Below are 20,264 nucleotides of genomic sequence, written 5' to 3'. Positions count from 1 at the left end.
TATTCCACTACTAGCAATATATCTAACTAGCTGTTGATTACCTATATTAGTTTGTAAAGCAATGTAAAAGGGAGCCTAAGCTCCCTTTGTTTGATTAACTTTGCTCGTTAATCACTGATAATTAAAATGACTAACTAAACAATTAATTACTTTTGTTTTCGGCGGCGCATAAATGCAAATGGTGCAATAAGCAATGTTAACCATGCTAGTGAACCGCTGTCACCGTCATTATTATCGTCATCTTTGCCCACAATATTCTTTACTCGTACTTCAACATCAACAGCTTTAGAGTTATTACCCGCACTATCAACAGCGATAACACTAAATGTAAAGTTACGCTCATATTCATAATCAATACTACCTACAACAACAATTTCACCCGCAGCATTAACAGTGACTAAGTCAGTGCCTGACACAATAAACTTAGTAACAGGACTTACATCAGCATCTGGATCACTAAAGTTAAGTTTACCAATCACAGTGCCAAGCGCTGTATTTTCATCAACACTAAAGCGTTGATTATCAGCAATAACTGGCGTGTTTTCTAATGCGTCTTGCGCTACAGTGATTGTTACTTCAACAGCTGCAGATTGATTACCAGCACTATCCGTTGCGCTAACCATCAGCTTTATCTCAGGTGTTGCATCATAATCAACGTCACCCGCCACTGTGATTTGGCCAAGTTCATCAATTGCAATACCGTTATGACCTGCAACTGTGTAGCTTACCATTGGTGTTACTGCTGTATCTGGATCAATAGCACGTATTTGACCAATCACAGTGCCTACCACGGCATTTTCTTGCACTTTAAAAGTTTGCCTGGCTTCGATAATTGGCGCAACTTCTGCTCCTTCATCAGCGACATTTAACACGTTAATCGTCACAATTTCAGCAGCTGACTGATGACCATCTTCATCAATTGCGACTATCTCTAACGTAATAGTACTTTGCTCTTCAAAATTAAGTAGTTGAGCAACGGTTAGCATCCCCGTATTATCAATCGTGATTGCATCACTTCCCGCTACAGTAAACATAGTGATTGAACTGTTATCTGGATCTGTGAAAGCTAATTGAGCAAATGCGGTAGCTACTGGGGTGTTTTCTGCAACAGAGAATACTTGGCCAGAATTTATAATTGGGGTTACTTCGCTCGCTTCATCTGCAACATTGGTAATGTTAATAGTAATAACAGCTGGCTCTGATGTATTTCCCAAAGTATCGATGGCAACAACGACTAGTTCAGCGATGTGCTTACCAACTTCAAAATCAACTAACTCGCTGTTTGATACAAGAATTTGCCCTTTATTATCAACACTAAAGCCTTGATGAGTTTGCGATTGCACATAAAACTCAGCAATCGCTAAATCTCTATCTGATTCCACAACACTCAAGGTGCCAACGAGATGGCCGTTTTCCGCATTTTCAACAACATCAAATGATGCATTTGCAAGCTTAGGAGCCTGCGTTTTTGGTAACACTAAGTCTTCAGCAGTCACTAGTTTCAGTACATCTTGTAATGACGATGCTGTAAAAGCAAATGGCGCACTAGCATTCACAATCGCTTTTTCACCTGGCGCAAGTTGATTTACGACTGTATCACTGCCATCCACCGCAGTTAAACTCACTGACGCTGAAGAACTAAAGGTCGTAGCGCCAACTAGACTATCTGTTTCAAAGTACACGCCGCCACCATAAGATGGATAGCCTACAGATGCCTTAATATTTAACGGATCACCTAAATTATCACGTGTTAATCCAAGTGTGCTGCTACATACCGAGAAGGTAATAGTATCTGCACCGGCTGATTGATATAACGGTGTCAAAAACCGAAGCGTTTCTGCGCCAGCGTCATCGATAGTACCAATAACAGTACGTGAACGCCCTGGCGAAGTCGTTTTACGACCTCGGTCATTGTAGTTCTGCATAAGGAAGTCATAGGCACCATCGTTGTTGGTGTCTATATCTAAACGATAACCTGCTTGGAATACATGAGTGATCTCATCACGTAACTGAATCGATGCTGTAACTAATACACCAGATTCACATCCTTCAGCTGCTATTGCATTGAATGTAGTTGCAAGAATATTGAACGGTGCCTCTGCTGCTGACTTAACTTTACCAGTTGCAACAATATTTTCTGTCATTGTTGAAACTGTTGTTGCCCCAGTATTCTCAACGATAAGTTGCATCTCATTACCAACCACTTCCGGAGCAATACTTAATTCACTAGCCGCTTTTGGTAGCGCATGGTAAACAACATGTAGCGCATAATCTGAATCAGTGTCATCCACATCGTCAAACACTAAGGCGCCGTCAAACTCTGCGAGCGTTAATGCGGCGCTTCGTGCAGCTACCGATTCGGCATCAAATGGGTTTTCCAGTTTCCACTGATGCAATTTACTGGGATCAACAGTTAGCGTTACATCAAACTCTGTAGTTTGACCTGCGGGAATTGTTACGCTGGCTGGAATATCCCAACTGATTGCGCCACTGTTTTTATCATTTGCGTAACGTGCTTCAGTCCGTAATTTGTAGGTTTTTTCTTGTGTCGAGAAATTTTTCACGGTGACTGTTTTGCTGATTGACCTAACGCCAGTAAAGTTTTCTAAGCCAAACGATAATGCCGCTTGTTTAGTTTTAAACTCGGTATTATCAACCCATGCTACAACAGGCAGATTAACCGCTTTTTCAACGTTAACTAAACCAGCACCAATCATACTAATTGGTGCTAATTCAGAATCTGGATTTGTGCTAAGCGGCTCATTAGTCACATTTAGATCTGCCGTATTCATTAATGTTGCTTTAATTTCAAAGGCATTAAGCTGTGGGTGTGCTGCGCGTACTAACGCAACCGCACCGGCAGTAATCGGTCCTGAAAAGGATGTACCTGAGGCTGGAGCTAGTTGATCTTGCGTACCAGTTGCTGCAACCATAATGCTTGTACCTGGCGCTGTGATTTCAGGTTTTAATAAACCATCCATTGATGGACCGCGCGATGAAAAGGTTGCCACAGCACCTGATGTTACTTTACGCTCAACAACTAAGCTATATGCAGCTTTGCCTGATGCTTTAAGCTCCGCTTTTATCGCTGCCACAAGCAGCATAAGTAATGCCAATATTTGGGATGGTAACCGTGGCATCAAATCCACCCATTGAAGCAGGAGTACCGTCATCTTCGTTATTTGCAATAAATACAAACGATGCGCCGCGCTGTTGTGCATGCAGTACTTTTTTCGTGAAATTACATACACCACGATCTATAAGCACCGCTTTATTATTAAAATCGGTGTCTTCTGAAAATACTTCACAGCCATTTTGATTTGCGGTTGGGTAAACAAGTTCAGCATCGGTATCTGCCATAGCAAATGCGGTTTGCGGACCAAAACCTGAAACTTGAAAAACAACCTCTTCTCCAAGTATGGTACCTGAAGCAATCCCAATATCTAATGTTGGATGCGTCATCGCACCAACTGCAAGTGCGTTTGGCGTGGTACTTGGTCCCCCAATACGAAAAGGATGATCGCCATCATTGCCTGCTGAGATAACAACATTTACACCTAAATCAACCGCTTTTTGAATTAAGTATTGAGTACCTCCGTCAGTTTCAGTGCCACCAAACTCGCCACCTAAAGACATATTAATAACATCTACGCGGTCAGAGATATCGCCATCACCATTAGGATCCATTGCCGCTTCTAATGCTGATGCTTGTGCTGCACTTGGACAACCACCACCACACACTGAGTACACATATAACTCTACTTCAGGAGCAATTCCAGTGACAGAGTGAGAAACAGACGTACCATGACTGGTCGGTTCATCAACATCGGGGATCACGACTACAGGATCATGTTCAATTGGATCAGCATCGTCACGAATAAAGTCGTAGCCACCATTTACGATGCCTTGCGGCCAAGCTACAGAAGTAGGATCAGCTTGAGCTGCGTCATACGCCTCTACGGTACCCGCACCACCAAAAACGTTGTGCGTGTAGTCAACACCTGTATCCAGTACCGCTACCGTTTGACCTTTACCTGTTACAACCCCATTTGCAACCAATGGTGAAGCTTTTAAATAATCTGCAGATGCGGCGACATGTAATTCATAATCATACATTGGCAGCACTTTCTCAACTCGGTAGTCACGGGCAATTTTTTCTAACGCCTCAGGGCTTGCTTGTACAATCAAAGTAGGCGCCAGCACTTTAGTTTGGCCGATTACTTTTGTACCAAAATCTAGACTACTTAGTTCAATTGTCACTTCACTTTGCACTTGCTCAATTTGTGCAATGGTTGCACGGCTGTCACCTATTTGATAAATACCTTGCGCCATTAGATCGGCGGCGGTTGTCGCTCTTAGCACAATCATATGAGCTGATGGTAACTGTTCTTTAACTTCGGTTTCATTAAATGTAGCTGTAGAGAAATTATTGAGAGCGGTAATACTGTGTGCTGTTTGCACTGTTTGTGCATTTACCGATGCCGCCATTAGCGCTGATGATACTGCAATTGATAAGGCTGTTTTTGTTATTAACTTGTTAGACATAAATTCCTCTGATGAGATTATTGTTATTAAATGTCCCCAAAAAGAAACATTAAGTCCCGAATACTACACCAGCAAGAAACAAAAAAACAACATTGAAACAAAAAGTGTAACCGTTTTAGGTAATCACAATAAATTTAAAACAAAAAAAATACCGCCCAATGGCGGTATTTTAACTAAAGCTATATGCCTTTAGAGGCTATATTACTACTTTTGTTTACGGCGACGCATAAATGCAAACGGTGCTACAAGCAGCGTTAACCATGCTAGAGAACCAGAGTTGTCATTGTCGTCATCATCGTTCGCACGTAGATTGTTAACACCAACAACAACACTCACGGCTTTAGACACATAACCTTTGCTATCTTCAGCTTGAACACTGAATACGATTTCACGGTCAAATTCGTAATCAATTTCGCCAGCAGTAACAATTGTTCCATCTGGATTTACTGAAACTAAATGGCTACCTGATACAATAAAGCGTTCAACTGGTGACACATCAGAATCAGGGTCAGAGAATGCAAGAGTACCAATAGTTGTTCCTAAAGCAACATTTTCATCAATTCTGAAACGTTGATTCATCTCAATCATCGGTGCATGTGAATTAGGATCAATTTCCACGTTAAGCATTACAGTAACAGGTGCAGACTCTAAACCGCTATCATCAGTTAGCGTAACTTCTAACTCAAGTGTTGGCATTGCATAATGATTTAGGCTACCAGTAACGACTAATTCACCCATTTCATTAATTGCAATTACGTCAGAACCTTTAACACTGCCTGAAACAATCATCGTTGCTGAACTTTCGAAAAGCTCCGCTGCTAGTTTACCAATAACAGTACCTTCAGCTGCAGATTCAATCACGTTGAATTTTTGACCTTCAGCAACAACCGGAAGTTCATCAGCTACGTTATTGATTGTTACTGTAAATGTTACTGGTGCAGACTCAGTACCAATAACGTCAACAGCTTTTACTGTGATTGTAATTTCTTTAAGACCAGCTTCTGAGTCAATTAAATCAGTGTTATCAACAATGATATCACCAGTATCAGCATCAACAATAAGACCCGGAGCAGACATACTCAAAGTTTCAAAATAAGCAATATCAAGTGCTGCCTCAGCATCGAGTTTGATTGTGCCAATGGTTAAACCAGTAAGCATTGTTTCGTCGATTGCAAAATCTTCAATTACTAAGTTAGGTACTTTAGGTGCACCAGGAATATCTCGTGGCGCAGATAAATAAACTTTCGTTCCTGCAGGTGATGTAAGAGCAAACGCACCGCTAGATTTAACAACAGCTTTTTGACCTGGCTCTAGTTTAGTGATTGCATTATCTACGCTATCAGTCGCATACATTGTTACTGCAGGGTTCGCTGTAAACACAGTAGAACCAGCTGCACTATCTGTTTCGAAGAATACACCAGCCTGATAACTTGGGTAACCAACTGAAGCTGCAATATTAATTGTTCCTCCCAGCATGTTTGCATCTAATCCTAACAGATTACTACATCCAGAGAAGGTCACTGTATCTTCGCCAGCAGCATGATACATAGGTGTACCCCATTGCCATACATCCTCACCCGCCGCATCGATTTCACCAATTAATGTACGGCTGCGTCCAGGTATTGCAGCATCACGGCCAACATCATTAAGATTCATCATAAAGTGATCATAAACACCGTCATTATCAATATCGAGATTCATACGAACACCGACTTGACGCATATGGGTAATTTCATCTCGTAATTGAATTGAAGAGGTAATAAACACTCCAGAATCACATGTTTCAGATGCATAAGCAGCAAATGTAGTGCTAAGAATGTCAAAATCTATCTCAGCATTTTCAGGGCTAGATGCAACGACCTGCTCAGATGTTGGCTCTACAGCCAGCGCACCAACGTTCTCAACAACTAACTGCGTAGAACCATCGATATCTTCAAAAGAGAATTCTAACTCAGCACCGGCCTTAGGTAATGCATGATAAACAATGTGTAAGTTGTGATCCGTATCGGCTGTTGAAGTATCATCAAATACCAATGCGCCATCAAATTCAGCCATTGTCAGTGACGGACTACGAGCAGCTAGATCATCTTGGCTAAATGGGTTTTCTAATGTCCACTCATGAAGTTTAGATGGATCAACTGTCATGGTTACTTCGAATGTTGTTACCGTATTTGCCGCAACAGTTACACTACGTGGAATATCAAAGCTAACAGCACCTGTATCCACATCATTCATATAACGCTCTTCAATACGAAGGTCATATGTTTTGTCTGCATCAGAGAAGTTTTTCAGCGTCACTGTTTTTGTAAAGCTGGTTGTTTCTGTCATGCGTTCTAAACCGAATGATAACGCAGCCTGTTTAGTTTCATACTCATCATCTTCAACCCATGCTGCGACAGGTAAATTAACCGCCTTTTCAACATCCACTAAGCCTGCACCGATTAAACTAATTGGTGCAAGTGGTGAATCTGGGTTAATACTAATAGGATCTACGGTTACGTTTAAATCAGCCGCATTCATGATTGTCGCTTTTATTTCAAACGCATTACGCTCTGGATGCGCTTCACGAACTAATGCAACAGCACCGGCAGTAATCGGACCTGAGAACGAAGTACCTGTTGCTGGAGCTAGCTGATCTTGTGTACCAGTTGCCGCTACCATAATATCAGTACCTGGCGCTGTAATTTCAGGTTTTAATAAACCATCCATTGATGGACCACGAGATGAGAATGATGCAACTGCACCCGCAGTCACTTTACGCTCAATCGTTATGGTATATGTTGGCATTTCACCGGCCGCTAAAGCAGCTTTCATTGCTGCACCTGCAGCAAAGTTAATGCCAACATTAGGAATTGTTACTGCAGCATCAAAGCCACCCATTGGAGCAGGCGTGCCATCATCAGTATTGTTTGCTATAAATACAAACTTAGCACCACGGTCTTGAGCATTTAATACTTTTGCCGTGAAATTACATGCACCACGGTCAATAATTACCGCTTTACCAGTAAAGTCAGTTTCAGCAGAAAATGCCTCGCAGCCATTTTGGTTTTCTTCAGGGTAAACAACTTCAGCATCGGCATCTGTCATTACAAACGCAGTTTGTGGACCAAAACCTGACGGCTGAATTGTGGTCTCTGCGCCTTCAATTGTGCCTGTTGCAACGCCAACATCATTTGTAGGATGCGTCATCGCGCCAACAGATAATGCGTTAGGAGTTGTAGAAGGGCCACCAATTCGGAATGGGTTATCGCCATCATTACCAGCAGAAATAACAACGTTTACACCAGCCTCAACCGCTTTTTGAATTAAGAACTGCGCACCGCCACCGATGTATGTGTCACCAAACTCTCCACCTAAAGACATATTGATTACATCAACACGATCTTCTGAATCACCATCACCATTTGGATCCATAGCGGCTTCTAATGCCGAAACCTGTGCTGCACTTGGACAACCGCCGCCACACACTGAATACACGTATAGCTCCACCGCTGGTGCAATACCTGTTACTGAGTGAGATACAGATGTACCATGGCTTGTTGGTGCATCTTCTTCTGTAGGAGCGGCTGGATCATTTTCAATTGGATCAGCATCATTACGTATGAAGTCATAACCACCCATAACTTGGCCTTGTGGCCAATTTACTGTGGTAGGATCTGCTTGAGCTGCCTCATAAGCTTCAACGGTTCCTTCACCACCAAAAATTTTGTGAGTATAATCAATACCCGTATCTAATACTGCAACAGTTTGCGTTGCACCTGTAACTGTACCATTTACTACTAATGGCGACGCTTTGATGTAGTCAGCGGTTGCTGCAACATGAAGGTCGTAATCAAACATAGGTAAAACACGCTCTACGCGTGAGTCTTTTGCAATTCGATCTAGCGCACCTTGACTTGCTTGAACAATTAACGTCGGTGCCAAAATTTTAGTAGAACCAAGTACTTTTACATTACTATCAAGAGTAAATAACTTATCTTGAACTTGGCTTTGTAACGTTGCTACTTGGTCATAACTTTGACGAGCATCAGAAACATTATAGGCACCTTGCTCCATCATATCAGCTGCTGTTTTTGCCTTTAAAACAACAAGGTATGCTGAAGGTTGATTTTTATTAACAATATCGGTCTGTGATACTGGTGTGTAGCTAGTATTCTTAAGTGCGCTGTTATTTATAGTATTTGCATTTACAGCACCTGCAACTAAGATGCTTGTTACAGCGGTTGCAACCGCCGTTCTTTTTATTAGATTCTTAGACATGATTTCCCCTGGGATATGTTATGTATTATTGTACTTATTGATGATCATAAATTAAGTGCGAGACTAATATAGAACTTCAACACCCAAAATGACAACAATTCGATTACATGTAAATTACAAAAAGCAATGTGAAAATTAACAAGCTGACACTAAGTGACTGTTTTAAATAAAAAAACAATCAAAAAAATAAATGTAAATCTTTGTAAACGGAATAATTAAAATCTACCAATGTACCTAAAAGGAAAGCAATGAACTCTGATGTTATAAATATTCTAACAATGGCAAAAGTAATCCAAACAGCCGTTGCGCCAGTTTTTTTAATTACTGGTATTGCTGCTACGCTGGGGGTTTTATCTAATCGCTTAGCTCGAATTACCGACCGTGCTCGTCAACTTGAACGAAAATTAAAGGTAAGTACCGATGAAGAATTTAATTCATCGCTAACAACCGAGCTACGAGCACTGCTGAAACGCTCTCGCTGTATCCATATTGCCTTTAGTTTAAGTGTATTAAGTGCGGTACTTGTTTGCGCCGTGGTCATGCTGTTATTTTTGTCTCATATTCAATCAGTTAATTTAGGTGTTTCCATCGGCAGTTGTTTTGTTGGCGCAATGGCACTACTTATTTGTGCATTTATGTCTTTACTGGGTGAGGTGTTTTTAGCTACTCGTAGTATGCGCAGAGGAATGATCTTTGCTGATATTGATATCAATAATTAAGATACAATCTTAGTTTTATAATTCAATAACAGTTCAGTTTAACCGCAATATACTTGAATAATCTGACTTGCTGATATACAACAGCAACTGTACAAGCAATGAATTACATATAAGGGGCAAAAGGAATGAAGTTAAAGCAATTATTTTTAGGTGCAACACTTTGTGCACTAACATTTGGTGCAACAGCAAACTCTGTATTTGAAGAGCCTAGTGACGCCATTGAGTACCGCCAAGCGGCATTTTCAATGATCCGTGTCCAAATTGGTGATATGGGTGACATGCTAAAAGGCAAAGTACCTTTTGACGCAGAACAGTTTAAGCATCGTGCAAATAATGCTGCTGCATTATCAAAAATGCCATGGGAAGCATTCGTTGCAGGCAGTGATAAAGGTGACACATCTGCATTACCTGCTATTTGGAGCGATAACGAAACCTTTATGAAAAAAGCAGCAGCATTTCAACAATATGCTGACGAACTAGCCGTTGCCGCGCAAACAGGCGATAAAAAAGTAATTGCTAAAGCATTTGGCCCATGGGCTAAAGGCTGTAAAGATTGCCACACATCATTTAAAGACTAATCTTTAATGCGATCATCTTAAAACTAAAACGGCGCTAAATTAGCGCCGTTTTTGATCTGTTAAACAGTTTAACTAAACAAGTAAGCCACAGGCTCTGCGCCCCATGTCATCAGTAATGCCGCAAATACAACGACAAGAATAATTATCGCAGTCCACGGTGATTTTGTTAGCTCTTCATTACTATCATTATTTTTTTCAGCGGCATAGCCCGTAACCATTGCTTTGACTAAATTTTTACCTTTCATGCGATAAATTACAATTGCCACAATATGGAGAATAATCGCGTACAACAATAAATCAAAGTTCTTATGATGCACCCAGCCGGCCCATTCAACTACATTACTTGATACATACTGCACTAATGGGCCATCTGTCAAAATGTCATCGGTGGTCATTAAGCCGCTTACTAACTGCGCCAGTAATAAAATAAAAATGCCAACACCATGTAGCTGCCCGCTGCGCCATGGCCTGGTTTATTATCTGTTTGTTTAAATGATTTTAGTGCTGCGCTAGGTGAATGAAACAATGCACTTAACTTAGCTGTTTTGCTACCAATCAAGCCCCAAATAAGACGTGTTACTAGTAGCGCTAAGGTGAAAAAGCCAGCCACAAAGTGTAATTCCATCATGCCTTCTTCAGCACTAAAATACAGCGCCGCAATTGCAATAACTAACAACCAATGGAAACTGCGAATAAACCCATCCCATACTTTAATTTTATGCATGCTTAACCTCTTTTGCGTAAAAGCTTATTATTTCAAACTTTTGTTAATTTAGCATCTTTGCTGTTCAGGGTTAATTGATCTATGGCAGACTAAGGGCATTAATTACCGTAATGAATAATATTAATGACACTTAGCACCAAACGCGCACTCCTAAAAGGCTTTTTAGATATGCTACCACTGTGTTTAGCAGTGATCCCTTGGGGGATTTTATGTGGTTCACTGGCAATTCAAAATGGCTTTAGCGCATTTGAAACCCAAGCCATGTCATTATTAGTGTTTGCCGGTTCCGCCCAACTAGTCGCTATAGAGCTAATGGCTGGCAATACGCCTTTATTAACTATTTTATTCACCACCTTCATAATTAGCTCACGGCACTTTTTATACGGCTTAGCGGTGCGTCATAAAGTGATTGATCAGTCGCTACGCTGGCGCTTACCGGTAAGCTTTGTACTCACTGATGAGCTGTTTGCGTTTTCCCATCATCGCAAAGCTTATCGAACTAAAACTCGCTTGATCTACGCGCTCAGTGCCGGCTTTAGCTTTTATATTACTTGGAACTTGTGGACATTAATTGGCATCGTAGCGGGCAGTCTGCTACCTGATCTCACTAATTTAGGCTTAGACTTTGCTATTGCTGCAACTTTTATTGCATTAGTAATTCCTGGTATTAAAAATCTAGCTACATTGGCAACGGTTGTAAGCGCTGCTGTTGTGGCTACCGTTTTAAAAAGCCAGGGGTTTGAATTATGGTTAGTAGCTGCGGCACTATCGGCGATGACTATCGGTTACCTTATTAGCCGTATCCAAGGTAAATTGGAGCATAATTGATGATAACAACTATTTTACTTATGGCATGTATTACCTTTTTTACCCGTTACTTATTTTTACATCGTGACCTACCATTTAAAGTTGGCCCGAAAATGCAGCAGTTTTTAAGTTTTAGCGCACCGGCGGTACTTACCGCGATTTGGGTACCTATTGTGTTTGTAACAGACGAGGGGATAAATTTAGATTGGCAAAACCCATACCTCAGTGCGGCAATAGCAGCTATTATTGTCGCATATAAAACGCATAACATTTACTACACAACACTTGTTGGTATGGGTTTATTTTTGATCTTAAATTAGCGCATTTGTAATGCGCTAAAAGTAGCCTTAAACGCTGGCTAATAAAAATTGCACGACTCTTATCAAGCGTGACTTGCTCTCGCTCACCGAGTGCCGTCATCCCATGGCGCTCTAGTTGCGCAACAATTTTGTCTGCGACTTCTTCACCTAAGTTATAATCACTTAAACGCGTTGGCATATTAACACTATGAAAAAACGCTTCTGTTGCTGCAATCGCTTGCTCAATAGCCGTATCTTCATCGCTAATATCAAGGCCTAAAACACGCTCTGCGTATTGTAAGATTTTACCGCGCTTAGTGTCTTTTTGCTCCGCCATCATGCGCGGTAGTACAATTGCCAAGGTTTGTGCGTGATCAAGACCATAAACCGCTGTCATCTCATGGCCTAACATATGCGTTGACCAATCTTGTGGCACACCAGCACCAATTAAACCATTCAATGCCATGGTTGCTGACCACATAATGTTAGCGCGTACTTGGTAATTATCTGGCTCACTGAACGCTTTCGGTCCTTCTTCAAGTAAGGTCATTAAAATACCTTCAGCGAAACGATCTTGAAGTTTTGCACCTACATCATAGGTCAAGTATTGTTCCATGGTATGTACAAACGCATCAACAATACCGTTTGCCACTTGACGTTTTGGTAATGAGTAAGTCACCGCAGGGTCGAGTACTGCAAATTGTGGCTGTACTAATGGACTCGCAAAAGGCAGTTTATCGTGGCTATCAAGGTTTGAAACCACACTAAAAGAATTTGATTCAGAACCCGTTGCTGGCAAAGTCAATACAACACCTAATGCTATTGCTGATTTTACCTCACCGCCTTTAGCTAGAATATCCCATGGCTCGCCGTCATAATTAGCTGCTGCGGCAATAAATTTACTACCATCAATTACCGAACCACCGCCTACAGCAAGAATATAATCAACTTGCTTTTCTTTAACCAAAGCAACGGCTTTCATACATGTTTGGTAACTTGGGTTAGGTTCAATACCGGCAAATTCAAACCAAGTGTGTTCGCTTAACGCCGCAGCCACCTGATCATAAATACCATTACTTTTAATACTGCCACCGCCATAAGTAACAAGTACCTTTGCGTCTGCCAGGATCTCATTTTTGATTAAGGCAATTTGCTGTTCGCCAAAATGAATCTTGGTTGGGTTTGCAAAACTGAAATTTAACATGCTTGCTCCATTGCTTTGAGGTGCTCATTATTTAGTGTGAGCTAAAATTTGCTGACCACCTAATTGTAGGGATTTAAGCATTAATTTAAAGACTAAGCTCAGAGAATCACTTTTGCACAGCTGCAACAATAGATGGTATAAACTATAATTACTTAATATTTGAGAACTAAATTATGTGGCATGGCCTTGATGAATTTTTACATGTGGTTGAACATGGCAGCTTTACCAAAGCAGCCAAAGTCATGGAAGTATCAACTTCCCATATCAGCCGCCAAGTACAGCAACTTGAAAACCGCTTAGGCTCATTGCTATTTCAACGTACCACCCGAAAAATAAGCCTCACCGATGCCGGCCGCGAATATGCCGTAAAGCTCAAAGCAATTAAACAAGAGCTAATTGATGCTAATAATCAACTGCAAGGTGAGCAACGTAAACCCAAAGGGGTCATTAGAATTTCTGGTGCTGGTGAATTTGTTGCATGTCATGTAGCACCTAAAATTGTTGAGTTTGTAAAACGCTACCCTGAGGTTGAAGTAGATATGGACTTCAACAATCGTAATGTCGACTTAGTTGAAGAAGGTTTTGATTTAGCGATCCGTTTTGGCCGTATGCAAGACTCTAACTTAATTGCACGACCACTTAGCCCACGAATCATGACTCTCGTTGCCAGTCCAGAATATTTAGCACATCACCCAACCCCAACTACGCCTCAACAATTAACCGCTCATAATTGCTTAATTGCCATGGGGAAACGTTGGCGATTTAATTTTGCCGGCGATATTAAAGAGGTAAAAGTTGCCGGCAACTGGCGCAGTAACCATCCGCGCGCACTATTATCTGCGACATTAGCAGGCTTAGGCATTGCCCATTTAGCCACTGATATTGTTGATAAGTATATTGAAAACGGGCAACTAATTACCTTACTTGATGAGTTTCAGGTAACAGACAATGCCTCTTGGTTAGTGTATCCACGTAAAGATTTAATGCCGTACAGAGTGCGATTATTGATTGAACATTTACTCACAAGCTTTAATCATGCAAGTTAAAATAAAATGGTCTATGCAATGTGATGATAATTTAAGCTGTATGTCTGTCACAACTCAGGATAGAATTTAACAAACAACAATAACAAGAGAGCAACATGAACGACTTCTATCAACTTTCAGCCAGCAATCTGCAAGGCCAAAGCATTGATTTTTCAGATTTCGCAGGCAAAGTTGTGTTAATTGTCAACACTGCCAGTAAATGTGGCTTCACTCCACAGTACGAAGGTTTACAACAATTACATGCAAAATACGCTGATCAAGGGTTAGTAATTATTGGTTTTCCGTGCAATCAATTCGGCAAACAAGAGCCTGGCGGCGCAAAAGAAATAGCGCAAGGTTGTTTAATTAACTACGGTGTTGATTTTGTGATGATGAGCAAAATTGATGTTAATGGCGAAAATGCCCACCCCGTATTCAGGCATTTAAAATCAGCCTTACCTGGTTTTTTAACCCGCAAAATAAAATGGAATTTCACTAAGTTTTTAGTTGGCCGCGACGGCGAGGCAATTAAACGCTTTGCACCATTTACTAAACCGCAGCAAATCGAAGGTGCTATTATCAAAGCCCTTAAAAGCAGTAATATCTAAACTCTAAAAGCAATAAAGAGGCAAATTGCCTCTTTATTTAAATTATCTCTTAGTCGTTTAAATACTCATCTAAGTCATCATCGCCCAAGTTTTTACGCAAGCGTTTTTGCTCAAGGTAGTCTTCCAACTTTTTCTTAACCTTTTGCTTATTCTTGTCGTGTTGATTACGCCCGACCATTTCGTACTCGTCTTCAACAAAATCGTCATCTAGCGCATCGTAACTAAATGTCTTACCCACAACCCACTCCATAAAGTGTTTGAGACCAATTAAGGATTTTTATCACTATCATTGGTAAATTAAAAATGTTCAGCACTATTTCACCGTATGAAAAAGCACCAAAATAAAGCCATAACGCGATTCTAAAATAGTGTTATGTCGATATTGTGAATAAATAGCGCTAAATTTGAGTTCTGGAAAGTGAGAGTTTTTTATCGAAACGATAAGTATATTTTATGTATCAATGTAAATTAGTCAAAATGACTAAAAAATGGCTTTTTTATAACCTCCTAATACAATTTAAAAATAGCAAAAAACAATTAACCCTTTGTTTTTATTTACCAATAATTGTTGGCACTAAACTTGATATGTATTAAATACGTTAAATACGTACTGGTCATAATCAACAAATTAGCAGGAAATAAAAATGAAAAAATTACTATTAATAAGTTCTTTATTCATTGCCACAGGGGCAATGGCACACAATGACAATGAGACGAATATTTCTTTTAGCGGCGACACATGTGACGTTGAATTTAAAAATGATGTGCGTATTAAGCCAAATGAATTAGAAATTTTTACAGCTGATAACCACACTATGACTTTTATAAATAGTGGCGAGTTAATGATTGATGGCCAAACTTTGACACTCAACAGTCAACAACACCAAGCTATCAGTAATTATTCAGACAGTCTGCGTAGCCAATTACCAGAAGTCGCGAACATTGCTCTTGAAGGCGTTAAAATTGCCGGGGTCGCCATTGAAGAAGTCGCCAATGCATTTAATATCGATGGCCTAGATAGCATTAATGAATTAATGGCTGATATTCAGGTAGAAGTACAAAACACCTTTTACCAACAAGGCGCTTTTGTAATGGGCCAACAAAGCTTTAGCCAATTTGGCGAAAACTTTGAAAGCCAATTTGATGAGCAAATAGAAAGCGCTGTACAAGCTGCGATGATGCAATCGATGGGTAGTATTTTAATGGCTGTAGGTTCAGAACTAATGGGCTCTGGTGGCGATATGCAAGCCTTTGAACAACGCATGGAAAATATGGGAGCTGAAATTGAAGCCAAAGTTGAGCAACAAGCTAACCAACTTGAAAAACGCGCTGATGCACTGTGCGGTAATTTTTCAACCATTGCTGATCAAGAGCAACAATTAGTTAAACTAGTTCCAGAATTGAAAGACTACCAATTATTTAGTTATAAACAAAATAACTAACTTGAACTCAGGTTCTAAACGCTAAAAGTTTGATATCCCTTTAGCAGCACTCTTTTTAAAGGTGCTGCTTTTTTATGCCATGCTATTTCTTCGCTAAATGCACTAACTCACCTAGCTTTATAATAGCTTGTTCAATTTTTTCACCCCATGGCAAACCATAACTTAATCGAATACAACTGCGATATTTATTAGTGGCTGAAAAAATATAGCCCGGAGTAATGCTAATGCCACTTTCTAATGCCAGTTGAAATAGTTTTACACTATCGTAAGCCGCACCTAAATCAATCCAGATCACACATCCGCCTTGCGGATCGCTGATCCTAGCGGTACTCGGAAAGGCCTGATGTAAACACCAGATCATTCGTTCTTTATTAGAACGTAGACGCTGTCGCAGTAGTTTTATATTACGATCATAATCACCACTGACTATAAATTCATATAACGTCCATTGATTGATCAGTGAAGTAGAACAACTCAATGCACGCTTATAGCGACGCGCTTTGGCAGCAAACTTTCCGGCAATCAACCAGCCAACACGATAACTCGGCGCCGCAGTTTTAGAAAACGATGCACAGGTTAATACCAACCCTTTTGTTGAGTAAGCCTGAGCGGGTGTACCACGCTGCGGGGTAAAATGTAAATCACCATACACATCATCTTCAATTAGCACCACATCTTGAGATTCCAATAACTCTACTAATTGTTTACGCTTATGATCAGGCATAAAACTACCCACAGGATTATTGATCGAAGTAGAGAACACACAAGCTTTAATATCGTGATCATGTAAAGCCTGGCTCAGATCATCAAGCCAGATCCCATCATCAGGACACAGCGGGATCTCGAGCGCCTTGAGGCCCAGGCTTTCGATCAATTCAATGATACCAAAATAACAAGGTGACTCGATCGCCACCACATCACCTACTTTAGTGACACATTTTAGCGCGATCGCCAGTGCTTCTTGAGCACCGTTGGTGATCACAAGTTCTTGCGAGTCAACACCAATGCCAAAATCTAAATAACGATGGATTAACTGCTTTTTCAATGGTGCAAAACCATCCATCGCACCATAATTTATGGCGCGACTGCCGGCAATCGACATAACCTGGCGCATCGTACGACTTAGCATTTTATCAGTTGGAGCGGCAGCAACAGGATTAGCAATGCCAAACGGTACGACATCGGCTTGATGAATTGCATCATACACTTGCTCAATTAATACCTGCATGTTGACCGAAACTGGCTCACGATTGAGTTTAACCCGCTTTGGCCGCGCTAACTGGGTATGTGCCGTTTTTAAAAAATAGCCTGACTTTTCTCGTGCTTCAACCAAACCTTGTGCCTCAAGTGATTGGTAAGCCAATTTCACCGTCGGAATACTGACATTCAGCTTAGTGGCCATTTTACGTAATGAGGGGAGTTTTTCGCCTGGTAATAGTGTCCCCTGCTCACTCAGCTCACGCACCAGCTGCATTACTTGCTGATATAAAAAGTCATGGTTGGTTTTGCTGATCACCAGCGACATAGTAGACACCTTAAAGCCGTACAATCTGTATAGGTTGCATTTATAGTTTTCTGTGTATGTTAAGTATACAGAAGTATCTTAAAATAAACACTTAATCGACATAATGGACCAAGGCCATGAAAAGTATCGTGCTTTATGCACTAACCGTTTTAATTTGGGGCTCTACCTGGCTCGCAATCGAATTTCAACTTGGCGATATCGCCGTTGAAGTTTCACTATTTTATCGCTTTAGTTTGGCTGCAATTCTAATGTGGGTATGGGTGAATATTAAAAAATTACCGATGAATTATAGTCGTCGCGATCATGGCTTTTTCGTATTACTAGCACTGTGTAACTTTGGCCTTAATTACTTAGTACTTTACTGGGCACAACATTATTTAACGTCAGCCATGGCATCAATCGCCTTTTCAATGTTGTTATTAATGAACATTGTAAATACCCGATTATTTTTTGGTAAACCCATCGCTAAACGTATTTATACGGGTGCATTGATAGGGGTATTGGGCATCATCAGTCTGTTTTGGCCACAATTACAGCAGTTCGACTTGAGTAATGGGGCGTTGGTCGGTTTGCTACTTGCCTTAGCTGGCACCTTTGTGGCTTCATTAGGGAATATGATCAGCGTACGTAACTCTCAACAACGTATTGGCGTCATGCAGGGCAATGCATGGGGCATGTTATACAGCGCTATTGGTTTATTTGTATATGTAATCATCAGCGGTGCCGATTTTAGCCTGTCGGCCCCAGCAAGCTACTGGTATTCATTAGTTTATTTATCGGTGTTTGGGACGGTTATTGCATTTGCATGTTACTTTGCACTACTAAAAAATATCGGCCCAGAACGTGCCAGCTATGTGATTGTGTTATTTCCATTAGTTGCAGTGACTTTAAGTACATTATTTGAAGGTTTTAGTTGGCAAGCCAATACGTTTATCGGCTTTAGTTTAGTACTGCTTGGTAATGCTATTGTACTGACTCCAACAAAAAGAATTAAAGCGTTTATTGAGTCTAATAAAGCATCATTTGCTAATAAACGCTCCATCCCCAGTTAGAATGCGTATATACGCAACTAACGCCAAAAGCGCCTACTTGTTAGGCGCTTTTTTATTACTAACATATTACTCGTCATTTAACATTGCGGCATACAAAAACGCAACGCGAGCGGATGAATAGTCACCACCGCTGGGGTAACGCCTACCAGCTCACCATCTGCTTCGATTGGTAAATCAGGCGTATTTATATAAGCAATTTCTAAGCGCTGGTAGTTGAGCTCTTTCATACCGTGGTGCTTACGTAGCAATAAGCGCACAAAACTGTAGAGGTTACCTAACAAACCACGCGTAGGCACGCGATAGCACTCTAAATAGCCACTATTCAATTGTGCTTTTGGCGCTATTATCAACCCACCACCAAAATAATGATGATTTGCAAATACAGTAATCAAATTACCATATTCGCATTGCTGCCCTGCAAAACTCCCAGCCAAGCGAGAAGGCTGATAAACGAATAAACACTTAAAGCCAGCTAAACTATAACTTAAAGCGGATAATGCAGGCTTGGTTTGCAATGCCTGTACTACATGCGCATCAAAGCCAACCCCCGCAATATTAATAAAGTAACGGCTATTTATTTGGCCAATATCGATTTTTACTTGATGCTCACTAAAAATAGCATTACGCCAAGCTGAGTTTGAACAGCCAAAGCCGCGTGCAAAATCATTACCCGTCCCCTGAGGCAATAACGCCAACGAGCAACTCAATCCCATCAATGCATTTACAGCCAAATGCAGGCTGCCATCACCACCGAGCACAACAACGCGCTTTTGTGACTGAGCCAAAACCGTTATTTTTTGGCAATCATTGGTAAAATGTCCTGTGGTGTAAAAAACAGTGTAACTAATTTGACGTTTTTGACACTGCTCTAATAACCAAGTGCAATTTTTTTTATGTTTTTTTTGCGTACTTGGTTTAATAATTATTAGCATCTGGATACTAGCCTATTCAAAAGTAGGGAAATAGACATTTTCAAAAAATAAATTAATCTGAATAATTAGTCACTTTATTTATTATCTAATGCATTAAAATATCAGTGGCAGTGTAATATTGCTTTTAAACAAGTGATTTAGGCGACTTTAAATTTCATAACCATGCATAATACTCAGTACGTACTATCTGAATCACACCTTAATAAAAACAATTCGGATTAGTTATTTCTATTCGAACACCCTAATTTTTATCGTTTTATTTTTGTGCAAAAAAAGCTCAGAATAGCCGTGTTGTCAAAACAGACATAACCCGGAGCAAAGTAATGAACCCAGTAAATACATTAAACGAAAATGCAGCTACCCATGTTGCAGTAAAATCGACCAACCGCAAAGCAAAAATGCTTGCCAGACTTAACCGTTTCGGCAAAAAGCTAGCTCTTGGCGGCGCAGTTCAATACAAGTAATCACCCAACCATGATTACTTTAGCGGTGCAGCAAACACCCAACCACTAAATGAAACTACTTATTTAGCTCCCTCGTTTGC

The 20,264-nt window shown here is 40.6% G+C and carries 14 protein-coding genes and 2 pseudogenes; 9 read left to right on the top strand and 7 right to left on the bottom strand.

From position 1 onward, the window contains the following. Positions 1-146: 146 nt before the first annotated feature. Both P4S61_RS09415 and P4S61_RS09410 read right to left on the bottom strand, forming a co-directional pair. Positions 147-4,545, bottom strand: a pseudogene (locus P4S61_RS09415) (S8 family serine peptidase). Between the two features lie 204 nt (positions 4,546-4,749). Further along, positions 4,750-8,805, bottom strand: a complete 4,056-nt coding sequence (locus tag P4S61_RS09410) for a S8 family serine peptidase (protein WP_337118190.1) — start codon at positions 8,803-8,805, stop codon at positions 4,750-4,752. Between the two features lie 248 nt (positions 8,806-9,053). Here P4S61_RS09410 and P4S61_RS09405 point away from each other — a divergent pair, with 248 nt between their 5' ends. Further along, the gene (locus P4S61_RS09405) at positions 9,054-9,524 is read left to right on the top strand and encodes a DUF2721 domain-containing protein (RefSeq protein WP_145240002.1); all 471 of its coding nucleotides are present in this window, start codon (positions 9,054-9,056) and stop codon (positions 9,522-9,524) included. A gap of 125 nt (positions 9,525-9,649) precedes the next feature. Next, positions 9,650-10,102, top strand: coding sequence for a c-type cytochrome (locus P4S61_RS09400; protein WP_182730735.1), 453 nt, complete (start codon positions 9,650-9,652; stop codon positions 10,100-10,102). A gap of 68 nt (positions 10,103-10,170) precedes the next feature. Here P4S61_RS09400 and P4S61_RS09395 read toward each other — a convergent pair. Next, a pseudogene (locus P4S61_RS09395) lies at positions 10,171-10,826 on the bottom strand (cytochrome b/b6 domain-containing protein). 123 nt (positions 10,827-10,949) lie between these two features. Between P4S61_RS09395 and P4S61_RS09390 the strand changes: the two are divergent. Both P4S61_RS09390 and P4S61_RS09385 read left to right on the top strand, forming a co-directional pair. Next, entirely contained in the window at positions 10,950-11,654 is a 705-nt protein-coding gene (locus P4S61_RS09390; RefSeq protein WP_259401909.1) for an AzlC family ABC transporter permease, read from the top strand. Continuing rightward, positions 11,654-11,953: an AzlD domain-containing protein gene (locus tag P4S61_RS09385; protein ID WP_145240011.1), complete on the top strand. Its 300-nt coding sequence runs from the start codon at positions 11,654-11,656 to the stop codon at positions 11,951-11,953. The genes P4S61_RS09390 and P4S61_RS09385 overlap by 1 nt, the downstream gene beginning before the upstream one ends. On the opposite strand, the gene P4S61_RS09380 is transcribed toward P4S61_RS09385, so the two are convergent. Further along, a complete protein-coding gene (locus tag P4S61_RS09380; protein ID WP_337118189.1) occupies positions 11,877-13,136 on the bottom strand; it encodes an iron-containing alcohol dehydrogenase in 1,260 nt (419 codons plus the stop codon). The genes P4S61_RS09385 and P4S61_RS09380 overlap by 77 nt on opposite strands. A 173-nt stretch (positions 13,137-13,309) precedes the next feature. Between P4S61_RS09380 and P4S61_RS09375 the strand changes: the two genes are divergently transcribed. Together P4S61_RS09375 and P4S61_RS09370 are read left to right on the top strand one after the other, a co-directional pair. After that, positions 13,310-14,182: a LysR family transcriptional regulator gene (locus P4S61_RS09375; protein ID WP_145240015.1), complete on the top strand. Its 873-nt coding sequence runs from the start codon at positions 13,310-13,312 to the stop codon at positions 14,180-14,182. Between the two features lie 95 nt (positions 14,183-14,277). Then, the gene (locus tag P4S61_RS09370) at positions 14,278-14,769 is read left to right on the top strand and encodes a glutathione peroxidase (RefSeq protein WP_145240017.1); all 492 of its coding nucleotides are present in this window, start codon (positions 14,278-14,280) and stop codon (positions 14,767-14,769) included. A 49-nt stretch (positions 14,770-14,818) separates the two neighbouring features. Here the strand turns inward: P4S61_RS09370 and P4S61_RS09365 are convergent, their stop codons facing one another. After that, entirely contained in the window at positions 14,819-15,007 is a 189-nt protein-coding gene (locus tag P4S61_RS09365; RefSeq protein WP_145240019.1) for a PA3496 family putative envelope integrity protein, read from the bottom strand. 406 nt (positions 15,008-15,413) lie between these two features. Between P4S61_RS09365 and P4S61_RS09360 the strand changes: the two genes are divergently transcribed. Then, entirely contained in the window at positions 15,414-16,211 is a 798-nt protein-coding gene (locus tag P4S61_RS09360; RefSeq protein ID WP_145240021.1) for a YggN family protein, read from the top strand. A gap of 82 nt (positions 16,212-16,293) precedes the next feature. Here P4S61_RS09360 and P4S61_RS09355 read toward each other — a convergent pair whose 3' ends face one another. Continuing rightward, the gene (locus tag P4S61_RS09355) at positions 16,294-17,736 is read right to left on the bottom strand and encodes an aminotransferase-like domain-containing protein (protein WP_337118188.1); all 1,443 of its coding nucleotides are present in this window, start codon (positions 17,734-17,736) and stop codon (positions 16,294-16,296) included. Between the two features lie 116 nt (positions 17,737-17,852). Here P4S61_RS09355 and P4S61_RS09350 point away from each other — a divergent pair, with 116 nt between their 5' ends. Further along, entirely contained in the window at positions 17,853-18,788 is a 936-nt protein-coding gene (locus P4S61_RS09350; protein ID WP_145240025.1) for a DMT family transporter, read from the top strand. Between the two features lie 77 nt (positions 18,789-18,865). Here the strand turns inward: P4S61_RS09350 and P4S61_RS09345 are convergent, their stop codons facing one another. Continuing rightward, positions 18,866-19,720, bottom strand: a complete 855-nt coding sequence (locus tag P4S61_RS09345) for a diacylglycerol/lipid kinase family protein (protein WP_337118187.1) — start codon at positions 19,718-19,720, stop codon at positions 18,866-18,868. Positions 19,721-20,043: 323 nt separating this feature from the next. Between P4S61_RS09345 and P4S61_RS09340 the strand changes: the two genes are divergently transcribed. Beyond that, positions 20,044-20,184, top strand: a complete 141-nt coding sequence (locus P4S61_RS09340; protein ID WP_182757905.1) for a hypothetical protein — start codon at positions 20,044-20,046, stop codon at positions 20,182-20,184. The last annotated feature ends 80 nt before the right edge of the window (positions 20,185-20,264 follow it).

Source organism: Pseudoalteromonas sp. B160 (genome assembly GCF_037162485.1).
Classification (GTDB): Bacteria; Pseudomonadota; Gammaproteobacteria; order Enterobacterales; family Alteromonadaceae; genus Pseudoalteromonas; species Pseudoalteromonas rhizosphaerae.
The sequence above is the reverse complement of the archived record's forward strand: the minus strand, read 5'-3'. Positions and strand labels throughout refer to the sequence as shown.